Source organism: Pseudoalteromonas sp. 2CM36K, from assembly GCF_023161865.1.
GTDB classification, from domain to species: Bacteria; Pseudomonadota; Gammaproteobacteria; order Enterobacterales; family Alteromonadaceae; genus Pseudoalteromonas; species Pseudoalteromonas tetraodonis.
In genome coordinates this window covers 34298-59553 of the sequence record NZ_JALNTK010000012.1, presented here as the reverse complement: position 1 = coordinate 59553, position 25256 = coordinate 34298, and the positions used below count along the sequence as shown (strand labels likewise).

23 protein-coding genes and 1 pseudogene are annotated in these 25256 nt (G+C 40.8%); 13 read left to right on the top strand and 11 right to left on the bottom strand.

Features of this window, described 5'->3' with window-relative positions; all coding sequences use genetic code 11:
• Nucleotides 1-3: 3 nt before the first annotated feature.
• A complete protein-coding gene (locus tag MTN97_RS09060; RefSeq protein ID WP_193049317.1) occupies nucleotides 4-2238 on the bottom strand; it encodes an ABC transporter permease subunit in 2235 nt (744 codons plus the stop codon).
• Nucleotides 2239-2565: 327 nt separating this feature from the next.
• Between MTN97_RS09060 and MTN97_RS09055 the strand changes: the two genes are divergently transcribed.
• Nucleotides 2566-3072 (top strand): glycine cleavage system protein R, encoded by a 507-nt coding sequence (locus MTN97_RS09055; protein WP_069439792.1) that lies wholly within the window; start codon nucleotides 2566-2568, stop codon nucleotides 3070-3072.
• A 116-nt stretch (nucleotides 3073-3188) separates the two neighbouring features.
• On the opposite strand, the gene MTN97_RS09050 is transcribed toward MTN97_RS09055, so the two are convergent.
• The 8 genes and pseudogenes from MTN97_RS09050 to tnpC all read right to left on the bottom strand — a co-directional run.
• Nucleotides 3189-3644 carry a hypothetical protein gene (locus tag MTN97_RS09050; RefSeq protein ID WP_248474219.1) on the bottom strand — a complete coding sequence of 152 codons (456 nt, stop codon included), beginning with the start codon at nucleotides 3642-3644 and terminating at the stop codon, nucleotides 3189-3191.
• 143 nt (nucleotides 3645-3787) lie between these two features.
• On the bottom strand, nucleotides 3788-6904 hold the full coding sequence (locus MTN97_RS09045; RefSeq protein WP_248474217.1) for an efflux RND transporter permease subunit: 3117 nt from the start codon (nucleotides 6902-6904) through the stop codon (nucleotides 3788-3790).
• An 8-nt stretch (nucleotides 6905-6912) separates the two neighbouring features.
• Nucleotides 6913-8412, bottom strand: a complete 1500-nt coding sequence (locus MTN97_RS09040; RefSeq protein WP_069439790.1) for an efflux RND transporter periplasmic adaptor subunit — start codon at nucleotides 8410-8412, stop codon at nucleotides 6913-6915.
• Entirely contained in the window at nucleotides 8402-9727 is a 1326-nt protein-coding gene (locus MTN97_RS09035) for a TolC family protein (protein WP_248474216.1), read from the bottom strand. Before MTN97_RS09035 ends, MTN97_RS09040 begins: the two co-directional genes overlap by 11 nt.
• A 103-nt stretch (nucleotides 9728-9830) precedes the next feature.
• Nucleotides 9831-10205, bottom strand: a complete 375-nt coding sequence (locus MTN97_RS09030; RefSeq protein ID WP_248474215.1) for a hypothetical protein — start codon at nucleotides 10203-10205, stop codon at nucleotides 9831-9833.
• 63 nt (nucleotides 10206-10268) lie between these two features.
• Entirely contained in the window at nucleotides 10269-10877 is a 609-nt protein-coding gene (locus MTN97_RS09025; RefSeq protein ID WP_069439788.1) for a paraquat-inducible protein A, read from the bottom strand.
• A 53-nt stretch (nucleotides 10878-10930) separates the two neighbouring features.
• The gene (locus tag MTN97_RS09020) at nucleotides 10931-12205 is read right to left on the bottom strand and encodes an EAL and HDOD domain-containing protein (protein ID WP_036980305.1); all 1275 of its coding nucleotides are present in this window, start codon (nucleotides 12203-12205) and stop codon (nucleotides 10931-10933) included.
• Nucleotides 12206-12343: 138 nt separating this feature from the next.
• Nucleotides 12344-13174, bottom strand: a pseudogene (gene tnpC, locus MTN97_RS09015) (IS66 family transposase); the annotation flags it as partial.
• A 320-nt stretch (nucleotides 13175-13494) separates the two neighbouring features.
• Here tnpC and MTN97_RS09010 point away from each other — a divergent pair.
• On the top strand, nucleotides 13495-14061 hold the full coding sequence (locus MTN97_RS09010) for an alkylphosphonate utilization protein (protein ID WP_138626693.1): 567 nt from the start codon (nucleotides 13495-13497) through the stop codon (nucleotides 14059-14061).
• Nucleotides 14062-14196: 135 nt separating this feature from the next.
• Nucleotides 14197-15003 carry an META domain-containing protein gene (locus tag MTN97_RS09005; RefSeq protein WP_248474214.1) on the top strand — a complete coding sequence of 269 codons (807 nt, stop codon included), beginning with the start codon at nucleotides 14197-14199 and terminating at the stop codon, nucleotides 15001-15003.
• 69 nt (nucleotides 15004-15072) lie between these two features.
• On the opposite strand, the gene MTN97_RS09000 is transcribed toward MTN97_RS09005, so the two are convergent.
• A complete protein-coding gene (locus MTN97_RS09000) occupies nucleotides 15073-15912 on the bottom strand; it encodes a 23S rRNA (adenine(2030)-N(6))-methyltransferase RlmJ (RefSeq protein ID WP_036980316.1) in 840 nt (279 codons plus the stop codon).
• Nucleotides 15913-16150: 238 nt separating this feature from the next.
• On the opposite strand from MTN97_RS09000, the gene MTN97_RS08995 reads away from it, so the two are divergent.
• The 10 genes from MTN97_RS08995 (at nucleotide 16151) to MTN97_RS08950 (ending at nucleotide 24040) form a co-directional block, all read left to right on the top strand.
• On the top strand, nucleotides 16151-16381 hold the full coding sequence (locus MTN97_RS08995; protein ID WP_008113449.1) for a hypothetical protein: 231 nt from the start codon (nucleotides 16151-16153) through the stop codon (nucleotides 16379-16381).
• Entirely contained in the window at nucleotides 16381-16686 is a 306-nt protein-coding gene (locus MTN97_RS08990; RefSeq protein WP_013466007.1) for a cell division protein ZapA, read from the top strand. The genes MTN97_RS08995 and MTN97_RS08990 overlap by 1 nt, the downstream gene beginning before the upstream one ends.
• 56 nt (nucleotides 16687-16742) lie before the next feature.
• A complete protein-coding gene (locus MTN97_RS08985; RefSeq protein WP_248474212.1) occupies nucleotides 16743-17762 on the top strand; it encodes an MBL fold metallo-hydrolase in 1020 nt (339 codons plus the stop codon).
• 56 nt (nucleotides 17763-17818) lie between these two features.
• The gene (locus MTN97_RS08980; RefSeq protein ID WP_248474210.1) at nucleotides 17819-19267 is read left to right on the top strand and encodes a transglycosylase SLT domain-containing protein; all 1449 of its coding nucleotides are present in this window, start codon (nucleotides 17819-17821) and stop codon (nucleotides 19265-19267) included.
• A 65-nt stretch (nucleotides 19268-19332) separates the two neighbouring features.
• Entirely contained in the window at nucleotides 19333-19821 is a 489-nt protein-coding gene (locus MTN97_RS08975) for a peptidylprolyl isomerase (protein ID WP_138626688.1), read from the top strand.
• Between the two features lie 21 nt (nucleotides 19822-19842).
• Nucleotides 19843-20571 carry an SDR family NAD(P)-dependent oxidoreductase gene (locus tag MTN97_RS08970; protein ID WP_248474208.1) on the top strand — a complete coding sequence of 243 codons (729 nt, stop codon included), beginning with the start codon at nucleotides 19843-19845 and terminating at the stop codon, nucleotides 20569-20571.
• Nucleotides 20568-21407, top strand: a complete 840-nt coding sequence (locus tag MTN97_RS08965; RefSeq protein WP_248474207.1) for an amidohydrolase — start codon at nucleotides 20568-20570, stop codon at nucleotides 21405-21407. The genes MTN97_RS08970 and MTN97_RS08965 overlap by 4 nt, the downstream gene beginning before the upstream one ends.
• A gap of 48 nt (nucleotides 21408-21455) precedes the next feature.
• A complete protein-coding gene (locus MTN97_RS08960) occupies nucleotides 21456-23018 on the top strand; it encodes a S41 family peptidase (protein ID WP_138626686.1) in 1563 nt (520 codons plus the stop codon).
• 3 nt (nucleotides 23019-23021) lie between these two features.
• Complete coding sequence (locus MTN97_RS08955; protein ID WP_036980330.1) at nucleotides 23022-23399, top strand: hypothetical protein; 378 nt, start codon at nucleotides 23022-23024, stop codon at nucleotides 23397-23399.
• A gap of 137 nt (nucleotides 23400-23536) precedes the next feature.
• Nucleotides 23537-24040 (top strand): hypothetical protein, encoded by a 504-nt coding sequence (locus tag MTN97_RS08950; protein WP_248474206.1) that lies wholly within the window; start codon nucleotides 23537-23539, stop codon nucleotides 24038-24040.
• 36 nt (nucleotides 24041-24076) lie between these two features.
• On the opposite strand, the gene MTN97_RS08945 is transcribed toward MTN97_RS08950, so the two are convergent.
• Entirely contained in the window at nucleotides 24077-25252 is a 1176-nt protein-coding gene (locus MTN97_RS08945; protein WP_010391702.1) for a mandelate racemase/muconate lactonizing enzyme family protein, read from the bottom strand.
• Nucleotides 25253-25256: the final 4 nt, after the last annotated feature.

Here is a 25256-nt window from a genome sequence, read left to right as displayed (position 1 = left end):
CACTTACATTGAGCTATATTTTTCACGCAGCTGCTGACGAACAAATTCAGCAACGGTGTTGAAAATAAAGGTAAATATGAATAATACAAAGGCGGCTAAGAATAGAATTCGATAATGCGAGCTCCCCACTTCCGACTCCGGCATTTCGACGGCAATATTAGCGGCTAAGGTACGCATACCTTGGAAAATACTCCAATCCATAATCGGCGTATTACCGGTTGCCATCAGTACAATCATGGTTTCGCCTACGGCGCGACCTAACCCCATCATGACCGCAGAGAAAATACCTGGGCTAGCCGTTAGTAACACCACGCGAATTAGCGTTTGCCACTGCGTTGCACCTAATGCTAACGAGCCATTCGATAAATGCTTAGGAACGCTGAATACCGCATCTTCCGCAATTGAGAAGATAGTGGGAATAACCGCAAAGCCCATCGCAATACCCACTACTAATGAATTACGCTGATCGAAGGTCATGCCTAATTCATTTGTTAGGTATTGACGCACATTGCCATCAAACATCCACAGTTCAATACTTTCGCTCATCGCAAATGACAACCAACCAATAAATAACACCACAGGAATTAATAAAATTGAATGTGAGCCTTCAGGAATTTTATGGCGAATAGCTGCAGGTAATTTAGTCCAACCTAAAGCGGTTGCTAAAATACCTAATGGTAGTAATACGAGTAAGCCAACAATAGCCGGCAGGTGCTCTTCAATTAAAGGCGCTAACCACAAGCCAGCTAAAAAGCCGAGTATTACCGTTGGCAGAGCTTCCATTATTTCAACGGTCGGCTTAACTACGCGACGTAATTCGCTCGACATAAAGTAAGCGGTGTAAATAGCGGCTGAAATAGCAATAGGCACAGCAAATAACATTGCATACATAGCAGCCTTTAAAGTACCAAATGAAATTGGTACCAGTGAGAACTTAGATTCAAAATCATCACTTGCAGACGTTGATTGCCAAATATAACCCGGCTCAGGGTACCCCTCGTACCATACTTCTTGCCAAAGCGCTGACCACGTTACTTCTGGGTGTTCGTTATGAATTTCTAATACCGTTAGCTTGTTATCAGCCAAAATCAGCGCGGCATTTGAACGCGGAGCAATAGCAAACTGTTCAATTGCACCTTCACTGACTTTACCTTGCCACAACTTTGCTTCACTGGTTGTGTAATAAACACCTAGCTCACCATTTTGACCGGTTGTGAAAAAGGTGCGACGGTAAAACTCAGTAAAAATATTTAACTTACTTTGCTTAGTGGTTTCAAACGAACGAATTTTTTGAAACTCGCGACCTGAGTCAGTGTTTACTTCAAACCACTGCGATATTTCACCATTATCATTGGCCAGCATGAGTGAGTTTGCGCCAGCCAATAATTGTGATGACACGATATTAGCGTTTTCTTCGTTAGCAGATAATAATTGGATTTGCTCTACTTCACTTGGGTAGCGAGTATCGAATACGTAAATTTGATTAGCAGAGCGAACAAATGTGCGGGTGGTATCCGGCGACATTAATAACTCATCTACGCGACCATCAATGTTCAATTCGGTACGTTCAACTTGCCATTCGACTTCACCGGTAAACATATTTTCTTCGGCTACAAAGCTGCTAAATACCACACGTTTATCGGCGGTAAGTGCCACAACGGCTGTTTTGTCCTCATAATGACTAAAGGCAAAACGCTTAATAGCAGCACCTTGCTCATCAACTTCGAGTGCCATCTCACCCGGTGGATAACCTAAACGCGGAGTTAGCTTACGTTCATTATTAGGAAAGGTGACTAAAAACTTAGGCGCTACAATTATCACTGTGCCATTTTCTAAGCCATACGCATAATGACCTTGAAAAGGGGCACTATTTGCAAAGCTGGTTACCTTCGCAGGTAAAGTGGCATTAAGTGTTTTTAGTTTTTTACCAAAGTTTGCTTTATCAACACTATAGAAGTTAACTTGACCTTGATTATCAAGTAAGTAAGCAACCTCAGTTTGTTCTTCAACACCAAGCCCAACTATTTGCTCAGCATTAGCAACATTAAAGCTAGCGCGCTTTTCAACTTTAGCTGACTCAAAAATAGGCTGCACTACATAAAGAAGGTAAAAAAAGATCAATAGCAGTGCTATTAATACCATTATACCGCCTGCGGTTATGCCAAACTTAGCAAACCGGTCTTTAAATAGACGGCTTCGATCCGTATTAAAAGTCGGTTTATTCGGATTTGAAGTCATCAAAACACCCTTATATCTTAACGTTGGGCGCATTATATTTCATCAAAGTGACAGTAATGTTACAGTCGTAATAATTCTTTACTGGAACCACGAAATAATATTAACGTATTGTTTTATTAAATAATTGTATTTATTTATGTGTTATTAATAAACTAAATCAATTATTAATTGGACAAACTATTTATCCAAGACAATACTCAATGGGCATCTAATATAACAATCCTTTTGTGGTTAGCTTTTACATACATTAAGAATCACATACATTAGATCGCATCACTTAATGCCTATGCATTTATTTTTTCATTTGGGCTTAAAAAGAGAACTATTATGAAGCAGTTGGTAATAAGCATTATAGGGGAAGATCGCCCCGGTTTAGTAGAAAGTATTTCATCGGTTATATTGGAAAACCACGGTAATTGGTTAAGCAGTAATTTAAGTCATTTGCTTGGCCACTTTGCTGGCATTATACAAGTTGAGGTGGCTGAAGAGCATTTACAGGCATTTCAAGATGCGCTTAATGGACTTCCTAAATTAGATGTCCGTATTGAAAAAGGCAACACCGAAATTGAGCCTGTTGAACTCGAGCAGCTTAATTTTGTGATCACCGGGAACGATCGTCCCGGTATTGTCCAAGAGCTGGCAAATGTTATTCGTCATAAAGGCGCTAATATTACGAACTTAAACTCAAGGCAGCAAAGTGCGCCAAACTGGGGGGTGCCAATTTTTAGTGCCGTTGCCACCGTTAGCCTGCCTAATGGGCTTAACAAAGACGAAGTAATTAACGCTCTTGAGTCAATTACGAGTGACTTAATGGTTGATGTTGAACAAAGTTAAATGTGCTCTATTATTTTCAATACAAAAAGGCGCTAATTACAGCGCCTTTTTTTATATTTGCTTTTTATATCAATTATACAATCGCGGTATTAATCAGCGACAAATAACACATAGTGCTACATGTCGGCGTGGCGGTTAATACTTTGTATCATTTGCTTTAATCCTTGCTCTTCAAGTTGCAACAGCTCACTTAGTTTTTCTTGAGCCTCAGGTGATTGTGCTTTATCAGCCAAATAACTATATGCGTTCAATACTTTTTGATGCTGCTTTGATAAATATTCTTGAATTACTTGCTCATCTAACTGGTTACTGCGATCTAAATCAGTAAAGTTAATGATTTCTGAGTGCCCTGAAAAATATTCATAACAATACGTATCTAAAGTGTTTATTTGCGTGATGGCTTTAAAGCCAATCAAATCCTCAGCGAGCTTTTTTTCATACTCTACACAATAATCAATTAGCTGTTTGTTATGCTCCCCGAGTAGGTCCTTTACACTAAAAAAATTAGCGGCCATTTGTGTGTGAAACTGAACGGTCCAATCGAACACTTCTTGGATTGTTTTAACTTGCATGTGCGTTCCTTACTATTTAACCCTAATGATTAAATAGATGCGTGAATCATGCCAATAAAAAATATAATAAAATCAGTGGCTAGACTAAGTTTGGGTAACTTGCACTGATTTTTACAGTACAAGTTACACAACCAGTGTAAAAATTATAGGTTTCGCTTTCGCCATAATAAATACACCGCGGGTAACACCAGCAATGTTAAAACAATGGCGCTAAACATACCGCCAACCATGGGGGCGGCTATTCGACTCATTACTTCACTGCCCGTGCCTGTGCCATATAACACCGGTAACAGACCAATCACTATGGTTGCTACCGTCATCATTACAGGGCGAACGCGCAAACCGGCGCCTTCTAATATGGCATGCTTAAGCTGCTCAATACTCATGCTTTTTCCTAATTGAGAGGCGGCCTCTACCTGCGCTTTATACGCTTGGTTTAAATACACCAACATAATAACGCCTATTTCTACGGCCACCCCAGCAAGGGCAATAAAGCCGACCCCCACAGCAACAGAGAAGTTAAAGCCTTCTAAATACATGAGCCAGATACCGCCTATCATCGCCAGGGGTAATGTCGCCATAATAATAAATACTTCAGTGAAGCTTCTAAAATTCAGGTAAAGCAGTACCACAATAATGGCTAATGTTAACGGCAACACATAACTCAGTTTCGCCTTAGCGCGCTCCATATATTCGTATTGCCCTGCCCAAGTTATAGAATACCCTGCGGGTAAAATTAGCTGCTCGTTTAGTAACTGCTGAGCACTTTCTACATAGCTGCCAATGTCAGTATCTTTAATATCAATAAAGCTCCAGCCATTTAAACGGGCATTTTCACTTTTTATGCCAGGAGGGCCATCGCTAATGTATACATCAGCCACGTCGGCAAGTGCAATACGTTGCCCAGCAGGGGTTACAATAGGCAGTAGCATTAACTCCTCTGGTGAATCACGATATGCTTGCGGATAACGAATATTAACTGGGTATCGCTCTTGACCCTCAACCGTTTCAGTCACGTTCATTCCCCCAATGGCGGTTGCGACCACTTGCTGCACATCTGCAATATTTAAACTATAACGCGCTGCTTTTTCGCGGTTAATATCGACCTTAATATAACGCCCACCCGCTACTCGCTCTGAGTAAACCGACGCCGTACCGGGAAAGTCTTTAAGCAGTGCCTCTATTTGTTGACCTATTTTTTGAATTTCATTCAAATTAGGCCCCGCGACTTTTATACCCACTGGGGTTTTAATCCCTGTAGCCAGCATATCTATTCGCGTTTTAATAGGCATTACCCAAGCGTTTGTGAGTCCTGGGAACTTTACTAAAGCATCCAGCTCTTGTTTGAGCTTTTCGGTGGTCATGCCCTCGCGCCATTGATCTTTAGGCTTAAACTGTATAAAGGTTTCAATCATGGTCAGTGGTGCCGGATCGGTTGCCGTTTCCGCTCGTCCAATTTTACCAAATACGGTTTTTACCTCGGGCACAGTGGCAATCAGCTTATCGGATTGCTGTAATAGCTCGCGCGCTTTACCAATAGAAATCCCAGGGTAAGTGGTTGGCATATACATTAAATCCCCCTCATCAAGAGGTGGAATAAACTCACTGCCTATTTTATTTACCGGATAAAGGCCCACTAAAGTAATAATCAGTGCCACCAACAAGGTGCTTTTGGGGAATTTTAAAACTGTGTTTAACAGTGGCTTATAACTATTTACCAGTAAACGGTTTACCGGATTTTTATTTTCAGATATCACCTTACCGCGAATAAAGTACCCCATCAGTACGGGTACTAAGGTAATTGCTAAGCCGGCAGAAGCCGCCATTGCATAGGTTTTTGTGTACGCTAATGGCGCAAACATTCGCCCTTCTTGAGCTTCTAAAATAAACACCGGCATAAAGCTAACTGTAATGATTAATAAGCTAAAAAATAATGCAGGCCCTACTTCACTGGCAGAATCAATCACCACTTGCCAACGATTTTCATTTGTTAGCGGCTTTTTCTCCATGTGTTTGTGCATGTTTTCAATCATCACAATTGCACCATCTGTCATGGCACCTATCGCTATAGCAATCCCGCCTAATGACATGATATTGGCATTAATCCCTTGCCAATACATGATAATAAAGGCGGTGAGTATGCCTAAAGGCAAGGTAATAATAGCCACCAACGATGAGCGTACATGGAATAAAAACACCACACACACTAATGCCACTACAATCAGCTCTTCCGTCAGTTTAGAGGTGAGGTTATCAACTGCGTCTTTTATTAAATGAGAGCGATCGTACACAGGTACAATTTCAACCCCCTCAGGCAGGCCTTTTTTAAGTGACTCCAATTTAGCTTTGACGAGCTCTATGGTTTTTTGCGCGTTTTCACCAAAGCGCATAACTACTACGCCACCAGCCACCTCGCCTTCGCCGTTAAGCTCGGCAACACCACGGCGCATTTGAGGACCTAAACGCACATTAGCAACATCACGTAACTGTAGTGCAGTACCGTTAGCGTTTATACCTAAAGGAATAGCTTCTAAATCAGCCACACTTTTTACATAGCCAGTGCTGGTAACCATGTATTCGGCCTCTGCCATTTCAACAACTGATGCCCCCATTTCTTGGTTGCCTTGCTTAATGGCAGTTTGAATAAGGCTTAGCGGAATACCATAGGCACGTAACTTATCGGGCTGTACGTTAACTTGGTATTGTTTCACCATACCACCTACCGATGCTACTTCGGATACACCGGGCACAGTTTGCAGTTCAAACTTTAAAAACCAATCTTGTAAACTGCGTAGCTGACTAATATCGTGCTTACCTGTGGTATCAGTGAGTGCATATAAATACACCCAACCAACTCCTGTGGCATCGGGGCCTAGCTCTGCAATTGCCGTATTAGGTAAACGCGCAGATACTTGACTTAAATATTCTTGAACACGACTTCGTGCCCAGTATAAATCGGTGTCTTCGTCAAAAATAACGTACACGTAGGAGTCACCAAAAAACGAAAAACCGCGTACTGTTTGCGCCCCTGGTACCGATAACATCGCCGTGGTTATAGGAAATGTAACCTGATCTTGCACTACTTGCGGCGCTTGCCCAGGGTAAGATGTTTTAACAATAACCTGTACATCAGATAAATCGGGTAAGGCATCTACTGGGGTGTTTTTTACAGCATACAAGCCGCCACCAATCAATATAGCGGTCAGTAACAGTACAAAAAAACGATTAACAACAGACCAGCGAATAATTGCAGTAATCATAACCACTCCTACTCGTGCTGACTGTGCATAGCATGCACAGAAGTCATTGTATGGATCACAAACTCACCTTGCTCAATACTAAAGGTAAATGTAACTTCATCATTTAGCTTAAACGCCTCAATGGTTACATTTTTTGCTAACACAAAGTCCATAGTTGCAGGTCCGCGCCCCCACTTTTCAATCGCCTCACGGCTAATATTCATAACTCGCGTGCTAGGGTCTATGCTATTAATCACTCCATTCACAGTAGCCATACTTGGGGCACTATCACTCATTGTCATTGTGCTGTGCGAAGGTGCTTGCATACGCTTAAAGTCAGAGCTTTTACTCGACTCTGAATCAATTAAAAACTGCGCAGAAGTAACCACTTCATCTTCTGCCATAACACCCGATAAAATCTCAGTATGAGTGGCATCGCTTCGCCCTAAGGTTACTTCAACCGATTTAAAACGCCCCTCACCAAGCGCAATTACAATGCGGTTTTGGCTACCAGTGCGAATAACCGCCTCTTTAGGCACAATTAACTGCTTTTCAGCTTTTTGGCTATGAATACTCACTTGCGCAAACATATTTGGTTTTAACTGATGACCTTGGTTATTAAAGCGCAAACGCACTCGTAAAGTACGATTTTTAGCATCTAAAGTAGGGTAAATATAATCCACTTGCCCTTGCCAACGTTGACCACTTAAATAATCGAGTGTCATGGTTACCGGTAAGCCAACACGGATCAGCTCAGCTTGGCGTTCAAATACCTCAGCCTCAACCCACACTTCATCAAGCTGAGCAATACTCATCATTGATGTATCTGGTTTAACGTAAAACCCTTCACGAATATTAAGCTCATCAACAACGCCACCTTGGCGAGAATAAAAAGTAATATTTTGTAGCACTTGCTGACTTTTTTGTAAGCGTGAAATAAAACCCTCAGACACATTAAGCGATTTTAAACGTGCTTTAGCCGCACGAATTAACACCGGATTATTGCGCTTTAACGCTAAAACAAACTCTTCTTGGGCATTGACTAATTGCGGTGAATACAAGGTATAAAGTGGCTCATCTTGTTTAACCTGATCGCCCGCGGCCTTCACATACAATGTCTCTACCCAGCCCTCTACCCGCGGGTGAATATGAATGAGCTGATCTTGGTTATATTGTACATAGCCTACCGTGTTGACTTCATTTTCCAGCACTGCAAACTCCACCGGTGCCGTGCGTACACCTAAGTTATTAATCACGGTAGGTGAAATTTTAACACTGCCAGGGCCTTCATTTTCACCACTGTCTGACTCTTCATAAACAGGCACTAAATCCATACCCATAGGTGATAAACCCGGTTCATCACGACGATAATTACTGTCCATTGGTGCCACCCAATAAAGCGGCTCTTTTTTACTACTGGTTTTGTTATCGCTTGGCATAGTGTGCTCAGCTGGCAAGCTCAATAACACCCCGGCCGTCAGCGCTGCACTGCATATAGCCACCAATGACAATTTTAAATTAGTATTCATAGGTTAGCTCCTGCTGTGTTAAGTTCTTTAAGTTGGCGTCATCAGCACTGGCGTAATAATTTAACCGTGCAATAATAATTTTTTGATCAACGTGAATATTAAGTGCGTCTATTTTGGCATTTAATTCGCTGATCCGCGCTTGCATCACATCCGAAAAATTACCATCATCGCGGGTAAAAGCATTAAGGGTCGCTTGGGATTGCTCGGCCATTTGCGGCAATAATTTAGTTTTATAGAGCGCTGCTCGCTGACTTAATCGTGTTAGTTGGCTGACTTCCTTAAAATACATTCCTTGTAGCTTTTTAAGGGCAATTAATTTTTGAGTTTTTGCCTCTTCGCTATCAGCAATCGCGGCATTAACGAGTTGATCTTGGCGATTGTCGGTAAATAGCGGTAAATCGATACTCACTCCCACAGAGAAAAGGTCTGCTCGCGAGCCCCCCATTGGCATATCATCACGATAACCATATCCCATATTCACACCAATTTGCGGTTTATAGCCTTGCTCAGCCACACTGATTTGAGTTTGCTTTGCCTCTATTGCATTATCAATCGCCATAATAGCGGGGTGCTTTAATAGCAATGCCATTAATTGCTGAAACTCTAACTCCGTGTAGTTTTTTAACGCTGAAACCTGTGAAAAGTCCTCACCAACAGGCTGGCTTAGCATGTCGATGGGCAACCATTGTGTTAACCGCTTTTTAGCACCTTGAAGCTGTTGATCAAGTTGCATTAGTTTATCTTCAAGGCGGGTTAGCTCTAATTGCGCACGAATAATATCTTGTTGGCGTGTTTTACCCACCGAGCTTACATAACTTGATTCGGTAATATCGATTAGCTGAGTAAACAAGGCTTTGTCCTGCTCAATAAGTGCAATAGTTCGCTGCGCTCTGAACGCATTGAGCCATGACTCGGTCACTGTGGTTTTTACCTGCGCGAGCCTATCTTTACGAATCCAAGGCTCTGCCGCAGCCGACTGAGACAGTGCTTTTTGCTGCAATGCCAAACTATCGCCTCGGCTTAACGATTGGCTAATTCCTACTTTAAATTGGGCCATATTCTCTTGATCAAAAGCAAAACCATTAGTGGGTAAGTTCATTAACCCTAGCGTGAGTACCGGATCAGGTAAGGTACCTGCGGCAATACTTTTTGCTTCAATTGATGTTTGTTTTTGTTTGCTGGCTTTAAGCCAAGGCTCATGGTTTAAGGCATAGTTAATTGCCTCATTTAAACTCAGCTCAACACTGTGTACAGAGAGACTAATGCTCAATAAGCTGCTCACAAAAACAGCTTTTAATACTGCGAAGTGATTCATCACTTGCTCCACTTAAAATTCAAAAATAAAAAACGATTAATTTTTTAAGCAGATAGATGACAAAAAGCTAAATGACTAGATTTTAAACACACCTATCCTGCGGTTATGCAGGCATAGGAGGACGATAAAGAGATCGTGCAAAATTAGGTTTGCGCTGCATGACAGCAAGGTGCACTTTTTCAGAGGGTAATTTGGAAGCTATAAATAGCGAGTTTACATGCAAGGCCGAATGCGAATTACAAGCACTCATCGGGCAACTGCAATCTTGACTTAACGTGCTTTGCTCACTACAGCAATCCATAGACATGGTTGTTGTATCAGTGTCGTCACTCATCGCCATTTCACTATGCTGCATCGATGCATGGGTTGCCATGTTCATATGCGGCACATCACATACCATAGATACAGACGCAACGGCTTGACCCACAAAAGTGAGTAGCAAAGTTAGCGTGAGTAAAATACAGTAAATACGTTGCAATGAATTAACCTAATAATAAATAGACATTTAAAGTTTATGGTAACTGCGTTTAAAACTCAATAATTAACTGGTTTTTACCACTGGCTTTATCAAGCTACTAGCCGCAATAGCGAACAGGCAATAGCCGGTAAAATACCAAAAACCAGTACCAAACTCAGCATGCATATTTAGTAAGTCTTCTGAGTTCGCGTTTGCATTACCAGCCATGTAAGCCACGATTAATGCAATAACAAACACATCCACCATACTCCATTTACTTAAGCCAATTATCACTTTACCAAGCTTGTACTTAAATGAAGTCTCCTTCAGTGCACAATAAAACAATTGAAGCAGCAGCTTAATTGTTGGGATCACTATTGAAAAAAACGCCACTAATATCGCCACTAAGTAGTTTTTGTTATCGGCCAGTTCGTTGACGGTGCCCCAAATACTGCGCGTTTTTTGATAAGCGCTGATCTCGCCTTCAAGTTTGTCTAATCCCAACATACTCGAGATCATCATTAGCATATTGCGGGTGTTTTGATTTCCTTCATCTGCCAGCATTTCAATACCGGCTTGAGCAAGTTTAGATTTATCAATTTTGCCTTCCATACTCAGCACTGGCTGAGTCACCCCGGGGATTAATAAAGCTAAGGCTATTAAAATAGTCGTGATAGGTAAAAATAAACGCATGCTGTTGTACTAAGTAAAATCAATATGTGCCAATCATACCCAAACGCTTTGCGTTAGTCTTGTTCAATAATGGTGGCTAATAACTCATCCGCATACTGGCGTGCATCCAACATGGCGCTAAATACGGTCTCAATATTCGAGGCTGGGCGAATAGTTTCTAACAACTTTTTAGCCATTTGCCAGTTATCTTCTTCTACCGCTTTGACTAAATGCAATGAATTACCCATCATGCCTTCAAAACTTAAAAGTGCACCAGATAATTCAGCCCCTAAACTAAACTCTTTGGCAATAGCTTCCAGTTCCATATCTAAAATAGCATCAAGCACCGACATTAAGCCGACTAAATAACCTTGTTCTGCAATGACTTTTCCGCCAGGCTCTAAAATTATTTGCATAAACTGCGCTCGACATAAGCCTAAACGAGTAAGTTCACTAGGCTTGTCTGAGCCAAGTTCGCTCAGCACCAGTACTCGTACAAACTTTCTAATAGAATCTTCCCCTAAATACACAACCGCTTGTGGAATTGACGTAATCACTAAATTTTTATTAGCAGAGCGAGCATTAACTAGTTTGAGAACACGTGCGGTTAAACCCACATCTTTAGAAATACGTTGATTAATTTCATTAAAATCCAAGTCAGGACGAGATGTGCAGCGCAATAAATCAAAAACCGCCATTTTTAACGGCTCAACATTACCGTAACTGAGCATTTCTGGCTGTGCAAAAAAGAATCCTTGAAAGTAATCGCACCCTGCCTCTTTAAGCTGCCTAAATTCGTCATAGGTTTCAATTCGCTCTACCACTATTTTAACCTCTGGGTGATTGCGTTTGAGCTTTTTAAGTAGCATGGTGGTTTTTATTATAGGCTCTTCTACTTCAAGCTTTATATAATCAACCAAATTGAGCAAAGGTTGCCATTTTTTATGCGCGTCATAATCATCTAACGCAAATACATACCCTGCTTTTTTTAGCTCAGTTACTCGTTGAGTAACAAGCTCGATATTTTCAGTACGCTCAACAATTTCAATTACAGTATTTTCAGGCTGCAATAATGTAGGTAAATCCTCTAAAAGCCCTTCGCTAGATAGGTTTATAAACACGGTCTGATTAAGCGCCAGCTTTTCCACCCCAACCAGCATTAACGCATTAAAAAAAAGTCGCCCAGTGGCCTGCCCGTCGGTTGTTCCCGCAGGAAAGGCATTATTAACTGAATCGCGATAAAGTAACTCAAAGGCAAAAATGCTTCTATCTGCATGAAAAATGGGTTGCCTAGCAATATATTGAGTGACCAAAATAGATGAATTTTTTACGTCTGGATTATTTGGCATTACCCTTCCTGTTTTGCAGTGATGTAAACGTTATTTTATTGTTATACCTAACCAGTATAGTGAAACTTTAAAGACTTGCTGCAATTTTAATTCGAATATAAAACAAGCAACTAAGCCTAAAATAAAAAGCTTTTGTAACTATTCAGCCTCATCTGAAATGAATATATCAGGCAGCTGATTTTTGAATAATAACTCAAGGGCTAGGCTTGCAGATACATATTGTTTTCTGCAAGTCAATAAATAGTTTCTCAGCAAGCAGAACATTTCAGCTCCTTGCCTACTTCTAAAACACCCCGGTATTTTTTGATGAACCTTGGTCATCCTAATATCATTCTCGCCTTGGTTGTTGGTAAATGGCACGCCAGTTCTCATCATGAAACGTAAAACATCATCTTGATAATCTCTTAGTCGTTCCAATAATGCGCGAGATTGGATTCGCTTTAATCGGCCTCGCTGACCTTTCACTCGGCTACTTTTATCTGGTGGTGGACATTTAACGTCACCTTGAAGCAATATTTTTTGATATTGATCACGATATTTCTGTTTAGCCCCTTTATCTAGGTCGGGATTATCTATTTGAGCTTTATTCATTTCTTTAAGTAAGGTTTGCATATCCTTCGCCCATTGCATGCCGTCTTGCTCCCAAGCCCTTTCTAATTCTCGGATGTGGTGAGCATTACATAATGCATGTTGGCATTGGGTATATTGATAATATGGCTTCCAATGGTCATGGCATAGCACACCGGTAAAGTGCGGTAAAATACCGCCCTCATCCATCGCTATTTTTCCTCTTTTTTCATGAGGATAAAAATAAGTCCACCAAGTCGTTGATGCACCATGAAGCCATCGCCGTTTACCGCCAATATTAATGCCAGTCTCATCAACATGCAAAGTTTGATGCGGGTTTTGTAATGCCGCTTTGATGATACCTTCTGCGCCCGATGACTTTACCAGTGCCGCTGCTTGTTTTATTTTCTTGTAACTGAGTTTTAGTTTGCTCAACTATTTCAGTGATATTTATGCGGTTTAAATTCATTAAAGCTAGAGCGATAGGGTAATCGCTCTAGCTTGGCATACTGGCAGGATCAGCAAATAGCTAAAAATGATCCTTAGAAAATAGTTTGTCTTGGTGAAGAGTTACAATTTATATTCATAAAATAAAAAACCTTTATTAACCTTATTTTTTATAAGGTTTTGCTGCTATCAGCCGCTCTGAGCATACCCAAAGGTTATGGTTATAAGGTATAATGTGTTTATAAATTTTTTATAAACTCTCAAGAGCCCCTAATATGAGCATTGAACAAGCCTTAATAGAGCGTAGCAACAATAAATGTGAACTCTGCGCAGCAACAGATAACTTAACTGTATACGAAGTACCTCCAGTTACCGAAGCTCATTCAGATAAATGCATTTACACCTGTCAAACATGTAAAGATCAAATTGAGGGCACCCGCGATTTAACTCCTACTCATTGGCATTGTTTAAATGACAGCATGTGGAGCCAAACACCGGCGGTACAAGTTGTTGCTTATCGCATGCTGATACGACTAGCAGCCGATAATGGCTGGGCACAAGACGCACTTGATATGATTTACCTTGAAGAAGACACATTAACATGGGCTCAGCAAGCGCTTGCTGAAGATGATGATATTAAACACATTGATAGTAATGGCGTAGTGCTACAAGCTGGCGATACCGTCACCTTAATAAAAGACTTAGATGTGAAAGGTAGCAGCTTAACGGCAAAGCGCGGTACTGCTGTGCGCAATATTGGCTTAACCAGCAACCCAGAACATATTGAAGGGCGTGTTGATGGACAACGTATTGTAATTTTAACTAAATACGTTAAAAAATAAGTAACGAATCAAGGCGCCTAGCGTCTTTTTTTATATCTCAACTTTCTGTATTGGCTGTATTTACAAGTTAAGCGATGATTAAGTAACTTAGCCGTATGCTATTGTTTATATCCGTAATTATATCTAGGAACTGTTATGTTCTCACCAAAGCCAAACGCAATCTTAAAGTCTGTTGCAGGCCTATGTTTTTTAGCAAGTGGCACTCTTATGCTTAGCGCATGTAACGATGACACCACACAGCAAAATAGTGCTGTGAAACAAACAACAGCCTTTCTACCAGTACAAGTTAGCTACCTAGATCGCAGCCTATTAGCGCCTAATTCACAGCTAACCGTTACCTTGGTTGATGTGTCAAAAATGGATGTAGCAGCAACCGTTATTTCTGAGCAGGTAATTGATTTAGTAGGCGCACCTCCGTATAAAGTAGAGCTTGAATACAACCTTGAAAAAATTGATCCAGCCCATCGCTACAGCGTGCGCGCAACCATTAATAATCAAGGAAACTTACTATACACCAGCACAACAAGTAACTCGCCTTTTGCTAATACGGCCTCATCAGAGCCTTTAGAAATTATTGTTTCAAAAGTAGCGCCAAAGCCAGACGTTGACTTAGTAAATACCTACTTCAAAGCCGTTTCAATCGACGGCAATCCCGTTGAAGTGAATACTAAAGAGCCATTTATTCAATTTAATAGTGACGACACTGTGCACGGTTTTTTAGGGTGCAATAACTTTAATGGCGGTTATGAAGTATCGAAGCAAACGGTTACTTTTACGCAGTTAGCTACCACGCAAAAAATGTGTCATGAAAATATGGAACAAGAAAGTGCCATGGCGGGTGTGCTGCAAGCAGCAACACAATGGCAAATTAACGGTGAAAAATTAGTATTACAAAATGAGGCAGGCAAGCAACTTGCTACCTTTAACGCTGTTTACTTTTAATTAAGCGTAACAATACTCCGCATCTAAGCAGAACAGTATAAAACCCAGTTAAACTGGGCTTATTTATTTTTATTCGGCAACTAACTGCTCACTGCGATAAAAGCCACTTGGCTTACTCAACAAGCTTACTAGTTCAGGTAGCACGTCATCCATTGCTTGTTTTAATTTCCAGGGTGGATTTATCACTATCATTCCAGAGGCAGTCATACCATGTACATCTGTATCGGCTTCGGTACCTAATTCAAATAATTGAATATTTCTAATTCCCGCGTCAATTAAACCCTGCTCCATATTATCAATACGTTCTCTGTCCACAACCGGATACCAGATCATGTAAGTCCCTGTTGCAAAACGTTGATGCGCTTTAACAATGGTTTGTACTACCGTATTGTAATCGTCTTTTATTTCATAAGGTGGATCTATTAACACACAGGCTCTGCGCGAAGCTGGCGGTAACAAACCAATTAAGCCTGCAAATCCATTTTCGCCGCGTACACGAATAGAGCGCTTACCTTGCATGTTTTCTTCAAGTAAGACTAAATCTCGCGGATGCAGCTCAAAAAACCAGCCCTTATCTTGACGGCGTAAAAAGTGCTCGGCTATTTTTGGTGAGCCTGGGTAAAACGCCAGCGATGCGCTCTCATTAAATGATTTTATTAGCTCAATGTAGTCATTTAAGGCACTGTGTTGGCTAGTATGTTGCCACAGTTTTTCAATGCCATCTTGGTACTCTTGGGTTTTTTGCGCGTCAGGCGCAGCAAGCTCAAAAAAACCAGCCCCCGAATGCGTATCAATATAGTCAAGCGGCTTATCTTTAATTGTTTGATAACCCAGTACTTGCGCTAACACTAAATGTTTAAGTACATCGGCAGGGTTACCCGCATGAAAGGAGTGTCTGTAACTAAGCATTATTTATTTTCACCATACGCTATTTAATAAAATCAGTGAACCATAAGCACACTACTTTGACAGTCGATACCAGCAAAAGCGGGGGTTTACGTGAACCGCTTCTGAATGAAAAAGCCAATAGCGTGAATTATCCCTTAACATAGAATAAAAATCACCTAAAACCAGCGTAAATGCTGGCAAATAAACACACTTTGCTTTACATTTGCATGACATTAATTACAGTTATATGAGCGCATTTATGAACAACAACACTCTTCAACAACTCGAACAACTGATCGACCAACTAATTACCCGTAATAATCAGTTACAAACTGATATTACAGAGCTTAAAGAGCAAAACAGCAAGCTACTTGATGAAAATGAGTTATTGCAGTTAGAAGCCCTTGAAAATGAAGAAAAACAAAAAGATGCAAGTACCACCTTGTCATCATTGTTAGATAAATTACAAAGCGCGCAACAGGCAAGCTAATGTCTGAGCTGCAAAACCAGCGAGTCACTGTTGAATTGCTTGGTAAAGAGCAGCAATTTGCTTGTCCTGCGGGGCAAGAAGAGGCACTAAAAGCGGCCGCCAAAAATCTGAATGATTTAGTTGAACAAATGAAACAACGTTCAACAGTCAGAAACGATCAAAAAGCATTACTTATGGCTGCCTTAAATTTAAGCCACGAATTGCTTGAAGCGAAAACTCAAAAATCAGTTGAGCTTGAATATCAAGATCAACTGATTGATAAATTGAGTCAGTACTTAAGCTCGAACTCTGAGCACACTAAATAAAAGCGCATTTTGCGCTTTTATTGTTTTTACCGTCAAAAATACAGCTAGAAATAAAGATGCAACCATTTTTAAGTAAAACTCAAAAAATAGGTAAGTGCTTACTGCCTTTAATTTGCTTGCTTATGCAAACAAAAAGCGAGGCAGCAATTGAGTGGCAACCGTTGTCAGCTAATATTCAATTTCTTAAGCAACCTGAAAGACTTCGTTTTTACGATTCTAACCAAGTATTAATTGAAGGCAGTGAATGTGCATTACTCGTTGATGCCAGTGGTAACTTTGCGGTGGTAGAACAACTGGTAACCGAGCTAAAACAACGCCTAAAGACGCCTTTGTGTTATTTAGTTGCAACCCACTTTCATGACGATCACTTACTGGGGGTGGCGGTTATGCAGCATTACTTCCCAGACGCAAAACTTATTACTCATCAACAAGTCGCTAACGACTTTTCGCTTTACCAGCAAGCCTTAACAGACAAGCTAGAGGGATTCGAGAAAAGCATTGAGCTGAGCTATCAACGATTATCCACCTTACCCGATGCTGAGCAAGTTCAATGGCGAGAAAAGCTTACCCGCGCTAAAAAGCGCTTATTTCGCTGGCAAGACTATCAATTAACACCACCAAAAATGAGTATTAGTGAATCTAAAACGTTAGATTTAGGTGGCTATACACTCACTATAAACCCGCATCAGGCACATACCAATGGCGATCTAACACTACTTGCCGACAAAGGTAAAACCTTAATTGGTGGTGATATCATCGATTGGTTACCTTACCCTGGGCATGGCGAGCTTAAGCAATGGCAACGCTTATTAAAAAAATATATAAATAATAATACGCTGTCACTTTTTATTCCTGGACATGGCGATTTAGTCGATAAAGTTAAACTAAAACAGTCACTCACGTTTTTAGAAGCAATTACGGAGCATGTTAAAAACAACCCTGAAGCCAGTATTGAGCAATTACAAAAAAACTTCCCTAGCGAGGCACTAAAACCCTATCAACAAGAACCACTTGATATAAAATCAAGTCACTTATTTTTGCAATCGGGATTACTTCGCGCTAAAAACAGTCAATAACTGAACACAATGGATTGTGTTAAAATATGGAAATATATTTTTTAAAAAGGAACAAAATGCGTCACTTGATCTCATGCTTTGCCATTGTATTGCTATGCAGCTGTAAAACCACTCAGCCAGAGATCATTGCGCCTGCAGTTCCCACACCTGTAGAGTCAAAACCGGCATTATCAAATACGCCGACCTCTAAAAACACTCACAAAGTCATTAATAAAAAAGCCACAGCCAAAGCCCCTGAAATAGCTCAACCCACAGAGTTATGGGCACATATTGCTGATAACTTACATTTACCGGTTGAGCAAAATCAGGCGTTAAAAAAACGCATTAACTGGTATTTAAAACAGCCTAATTATTTAAAAATAGTGTCTCGACGTGCAGCGCCTTTTTTATACCATATTGTAAAAAAAGTTGAGCAAAAGCGCTTGCCGATGGAGCTCGCCTTGTTACCGTTTGTAGAAAGTGGCTTTAGACCTACCGCACGCTCAAGCGAGCACGCTGTGGGAGTGTGGCAACTCGTTGCAGCAACCGCGCATCATTTTGGGGTTAAATCAGATCAATGGTATGACGGACGCCAGGATATATTAGCCTCAACCGATGCGGCACTTGATTATTTAAGCTATTTAAATAAACGTTTTGATGGTAATTGGCTACATGCACTTGCGGCCTATAATACCGGTGAAGGCCGAGTTAAGCGCGCTATAAAACGCAATCAAAAACGAGGTAAATCAACTGACTTTTGGGCACTAACCCTACCAAAAGAAACCGCTGACTATGTACCAAAACTATTAGCACTGAGCTATTTAGTGAAACACCCTAAGGCAAATTTTAAACGGCCAAAGCTTCCTTATAAAGCACTGACTACCTCGCTAAATGTGGCAAAACAGTTTGATTTTTCAGTTATGGCCAAGCTCTCTGGCATGGGCGCCAAACAATTGCATGCCCTTAATCGGGGTTATTTAAAAAATCAAAGCTCTCCCCATGGACCGCACACTCTGTTATTACCTATAGAGCAACAAGCTTTATTAAAGAACCGCTTTTTTAAAGCCAATTTTGCAGGCGAATACATCGTTAAGAAAAATGACACGCTGTACGGTATTGCTAGGCATTTTGGCTTGCCTTTAGAAGTATTAAAACAGCTCAATAATAAGCAAAATAACTTTATTGGCGTTGGCGAAAAGCTTATTTTAGGGGAGCCGCAAACTTTGCCTGAGTCGCTCACTATTAACTATAAAATAAGCCCTTATCTAGAACAAAAAGAGCAAATCATTCCAACCATCGAGGTAGATTACCACGTAAAACCCGGTGATAACCTTTGGAATATAAGTCAGTTATACGGCGTTGCTCATAGCGATTTAGCGCGTTGGAATAAATTATCTGCCTCAAGCGTATTAAAACCTGGGACTCAGTTGGTTTTATTTATACCTCAAGCCGCGACACCTAAAACTACACCGGCGAAAAAAGACCTGTTACTCGACTTACAAAATACATTAAATCATTCACGTTAAGTTTCTAAAGCGCAGTATTTCGCGTAAAATTGCCTTTAATTAATTTAAAACTCAAAGAGACAAGCATGCAAATCAGTAAAAATTCTGCCGTTGAATTTCATTACACCCTAAGCGAAGCGGGTGAACAAATCGAAAGCAGCCTAAACGACGCGCCATTAAGTTATATTCACGGCAGCAAAGGCATGCTTCCAGGTTTAGAAACCGCACTTGAAGGTAAAGCCGCTGGTGATAAATTTAGCGTTACGTTATCTCCAAGTGAATCATACGGTGAGCGTGTTGATGACTTAATTCAGCGCATTCCGCTTAAGCACCTTCAAGGTGATGTAAAAGTATGGAAACCAGGCATGACTGCTATGGTGCAATCAAACCAAGGTCGCCACCAAGTAACCATTGTAAAAGTAGGCCGCTTTAATGCTGATTGTGATTTAAACCACCCATTTGCTGGTAAAACGCTGACTTTTGATGTTGAGGTTGTCTCAGTTCGAGAAGCAACAAACGAAGAGATTTCTCACGGCCATGTTCATGCTGAAGGTGGTTGCGGCCACGCACATTAATTGCTAATTAAAGGAACAAGTATGTCAAAAGTTGCAATAGTAACCGGTGGCTCTAAAGGCATAGGCTTTGCTGTGGTTCAGCGATTATTAACGAGCGGCTATCAGGTTCATAACCTAGATATTGAACCCAGTGAGAGTGGTGTTTTTCATCAATGTGATGTTAGTAATGTAACCGCCGTACGTCAGTGTATACAGGCTATTATTGAAAAAACACAACGCATTGATGTACTTGTTTCAAATGCTGGCAAGCACCTAAGTGCCACAATTGAGCAAACCGATGAAGCGACATTCGATACGTTAATGGCACTGAATGTTAAAGGTGCGTACGCGGCTATACAAAGCGTATTACCAGCCATGAAAGCACAGCAAGATGGCGCTATTGTGTTAATTGCCTCAGATCAGGCCATTATTGGCAAACAAAACTCATTTGCTTATAACCTGACTAAACATGCACTGGCTTCGATGGCTAAAACCACCGCCTTAGATTACGCAAGCTTTAATATTCGCACTAATGCCGTGTGTCCTGGCACCATAGAAACACCGTTATTTCATAATGCGATTGATGCATACTGCAAAAAAAGTGGCGCAAATAAGGCAGATATTGTTGCCGAAGAAGCTGCTTTACAACCACTTAATCGTTTAGGCCAAGCCGATGAAGTTGCAGCACTGGTAAACTTTTTAGTAAGTCCAGAAGCCAGCTTTATTACCGGCAGTTTGCAACGCATTGATGGCGGTTACACAGCGCAATGAGTACTAAAATTATTGACCCGCATGTGCATTTTTTTAATTTGCTGGAGGGTCAATACACCTGGCTGCAAGGTGCTAACCCACCCGCTTGGCCTAACTTAGATAAAATAAAACAACCGATTAGCGTTGCTGAACTAATCAAAAATACGGACTTTGAACTCGTTGGTTTAGTGCATATAGAAGCTGGCTTTGATAATGAGCATCCTATTAATGAATTAAACTGGTTAGCAAAGCATATAAAAAGGCTACCTTACAAAGCGATTAGCTTTGCAACAATTAACCAGCCAAATAACGCATTTAAACTAGCACTTAAATATCTAAAACATTCATCCCTTGTCGGCATTAGAGATATCACTGAAGGTCATGATGCCACGCGCTTATTGAGCCCTCATTGTCTCGATAACCTGCGCCACTTGAGCCACTTAAAACTGCATTTTGAAGCGCAATTTGAAATAGAAAACCTCAACATCACCGAGCAACTTATTTCTTATGCCAACCAAGTTAGTGACTTACAAATCATCATTAATCACGCAGGGCTTGCACACAACCTTGCTAACTGGCAACGCGCCATTGAATTACTCGCACAACAGCCTAATGTCGCGATGAAGTTTTCAGGCTTTGAATTACTCATGCTTAATAGCGAGCAGCAAACCCAATGTTTTACACATATTTTAAAGCATTTTGGTATGCAAAGAGTGATGTTTGCCAGCAACTTCCCCGTGTGCCAAATTAACATTAACTACAATGAGTTATGGCAACATTATCGAAGCCTATGTAGCGATGATCTTACATGGCAACATTTGAGTTACAAAAATGCTGCGCGCCTCTATCAACTCTAAATAAAAACCGCTATATTTAGCTCAACAGTTTAAAAAACGAGCATGCGTATGGCCATTCTTAACTCATCTTCTTTTAAATACACATTACTCTCTTTATCGCTAGCCGCTTTATTAACAGGTTGTGGCGGTGGGGGCAGCGACAATGCGACCAACCCAACAACTAATAACGGTGGCTGGACTTCTGGTGTTTTTGCTAACTCAGGGCAATTTAAAGGTCAATGCCAAGCAATTAATGAAAAAAACTGGCTACGCTCTTGGAGTAACGAAACCTACTTATGGTACGACGAAATTATTGATACTAATCCGGCATTAACGTCAGGCGTCATTGATTACTTTAATACTTTAAAAACGGAGCAATTGACTGAGTCGGGTGCGAAAAAAGATAACTTTCACTTTAGTTTGCCAACCGATGAGTGGCAAAGACAAAATCAATCAGGCCTAAGCTTTGGTTATGGCTTTAATATAAAAATAATCGCTGGTAGTGCGCCGCGCCAAGCAATTGTTAGCTATACCGAGCCAAATACCCCTGCTAGTAATCAAAATATTATTAGGGGCTTTGAGCTTTTAGAAGTTGATGGTGTTGATTTTATTAACACGACCTCATCAAGCGAGGTAGCTATTATTAACGCAGGTTTATTCCCAGAACAAACAGGTAAAGTTACCGAATTTGTATTTAGGGATATCAGCACTAATGAAAATCGCATTGTTACGCTCACATCTCAAAATATCGAGTCGCAACCAGTAATGAACGTACGTACTGATTTAGCAAACGGCGATGTGGGTTACTTTCAATTTAATAGCCACAACGCGATAGCCGAAACGCAGCTTTACAACGCCTTTAACCAACTCGCTGCCAGCAGCATTAAAGATTTAGTCATTGATGTGCGCTATAACGGCGGTGGTTTGTTACAAATGGCCAGCCAAGTAGGCTATATGGTGGCAGGTGACAATACCCAAGGCAAAATATTTGAACGCACTATTTTTAACGATAAATATCCCAATACCAACCCTATCACAGGGCAAACACTGACCCCCATGCCCTTTACAAATCGTTTTGTCGGGTTTGAAAATAACCCTGCAATAGCTGCAGGCACCCCATTACCAACGTTAAATTTAGATCGGGTATTTGTACTCACCACCAGCAGCACCTGCTCAGCCAGTGAGGCTATAATTAACGGGCTGCGCGGAGCCGATGTTGAAATCATTCAGATAGGGGCTGGCACCTGTGGTAAACCGTATGGCTTTTACCCAACCGATAACTGCGACACTACTTATTTTACCATTCAATTTACTGGCGAAAATAATAAAGGTTTTGGTGAATATTCAGATGGCTTTGCACCGCAAAATACCATTGATAATGCGCGCCAGCCCGTACTTATTGCAGGCTGTGCTGTTGCCGATGACTTTAGCAAACGCTTAGGTGATGCAAGTGAAGGCTTACTTAATACCGCACTTAGTTATAGAGCAACCGGCAGTTGCCCAGCCCCAAGCTCAATAAATAGTGTTCTCGGTTTTGCGCCCACTATCGCCACCGATATGCCTGAAGTAAAAGACGCGCGAATTCAGACTGTACTAAAACAGAATATTATTCTTAGCGATAACATGAGATAAGCAATGAAGATTTTATTAGCAATAACTGCAATTTCGCTATTTTTAAGTGGGTGCTTAGCACAAAGCTCAGAGCCCACACCTAAATTGCAACATGCGTTACTAATTGAGCCTAATAGCGCTAAAGTAGCCGACGCAATTGCGCAGCTGCTGCATAGCTCGCAGGTTCAATTAGCAGACGATGTTTTTGTCACCTCAAGTACAGTTACCCTTGAGCAACTTAATCATAAAGATCCTCAGGGCAACCCTATTATGGGCAAGCAACTTAATATGCCAGATCAATTTGAGCTCGTGACTAAGGGAGAGCGCTGTTTTGTTCGCCACCTTGATAGCAAGGCAACCATTGAACTAAAACAAGTACTTTGTAAAATAAACAAAAATTAGATGCTAGGAAGATTATAAAAACAATATTAAGATTCTAAGCTAACTAAATTAAACATATTTTCACTAATTTTAAGCCACAGGTTAACTGGCATATGTGGTAAAACTAATAATATAGATACACTTATAAAGGAAGTAAAGTGATAAAAAACAACGGTATGGTATCATTTATTTGCTTATTACTAATTATGGTAGGCTCCATAATTAGTAATTGGTTCAAAGCAATTGAACTATCAAATGTAGTATCGTGCTTTTCTCTAGTAATTGCAGCTCTTGCGTTTCTAAATGCCAAGAAAACTAGGGCTGATATTGAGAAATATAAAGTAATCGAGTTAAAAAGAGAAATAACTAAGAGTTTTGCTCAAATAATTAGCTCATGGAATGATGCGAAAATAATCATTGAACAATCTGAAATCACTAAAAAAGAATATAAAAATTTCATTTATCAGGCCAAGAAAACAGCTGAAGCTGCCTTCAAAGAATTTAAAATTGAACAAGAGAATTATACTTTGGAGAAAATGGTAGAGCGTGTTATTGATATTGATTACATGCAAATTCAAATGGAAAACGATATAAAGAGAATGAAAATACACGCAGATAAACTTGCTTCTTTAGAATTATTGAATAGAGGCGAAATCGTTTGAGCTCGCCTCTCGTAGCTAGAAGCCCGTAGTAACCATTTATTTTATTTCTACACGTTGTGAGCGCATTACAATTTCATCGTTAAGCTCAATACCAAGACCAGGTTCTTCAGATACTTCAAAAAAGCCATTTTTAGGTTGTGGATCTTGTAAGCATAGCTCTCTATTCCACTTTTTAATTGCGTAAGTATGATGCTCGTGAATTAAAAAATTAGGGATCGCTGTTTCTAAGTGCAATGATGCCGCCGTTGCAACCGGCCCACCACATACGTGTGCCTGAATACGCACATCAAAAATATCAGCGTAATCACATACTTTTTTAGTTTCAGTAAAGCCACCACATAAGCCGATATCTGGCTGTAGTACATCAATACTTTGATCTTCTAAATAAGGACGTACACCCCAGCGGTTATACAAGCGCTCGCCGCCTGCAATAGGCACAGCTACTTTATCAGCCACTTTTGCATGTAATGAATGGTTTAGGTAATTCACCGGCTCTTCAAAATACATACAGTCAAATTCTTCTGCAATTTCACCAATTTGAATTGCCGATGTCGCCCCTGGTAAGCTATGACATTCAAAAATAATATCTACTTCGTCACCCACGGCTTCACGAATAGCCTGCATACGAGCGCGGTATAGTTTCATTTCTGGACGAGAAATAATATTTGTGCGGTCGTAATAGGTGTTGCCGTCTTTATCGTATTGAATTGGATCGACCTTTACCGCATCGTAACCTTCCGCCACCGCTTTTAGTGCCGCTTCTGCATATTCTTGTGGCTGTACCAGCGCTTTAAATTCACTGTCCCAGTCAAACTGCAGCTGTGATGCATAAGTACGCAACTTGTCATTAACTTTACCGCCAAGCAACTGATAAACCGGTAAACCCAATGCTTTACCTTTTATATCCCAAAGCGCCGTATCAATCGCACTCATTGCTGCGTAAACCACCGGCCCACCACCTAAACCCCAAAAACTTTCACGTAACATGCGCGACCATAGTTTTTCAGTTTGAAACGGGTCATGGCCAATTAAAAAGGCATCGGCCATTTCTTTGATCATCGCAGCAGCGGCACTGTGGCCTAAATCGTACGCAAGACCCGCTTCACCCACACCGCTAATACCTTCATCGGTATGAATTCGAACAAATACCGGCGTCCATGCAGGACGATCAGGGCAATGAATATCAAAGACTTCAACGCGATTTACTTTCATAAAA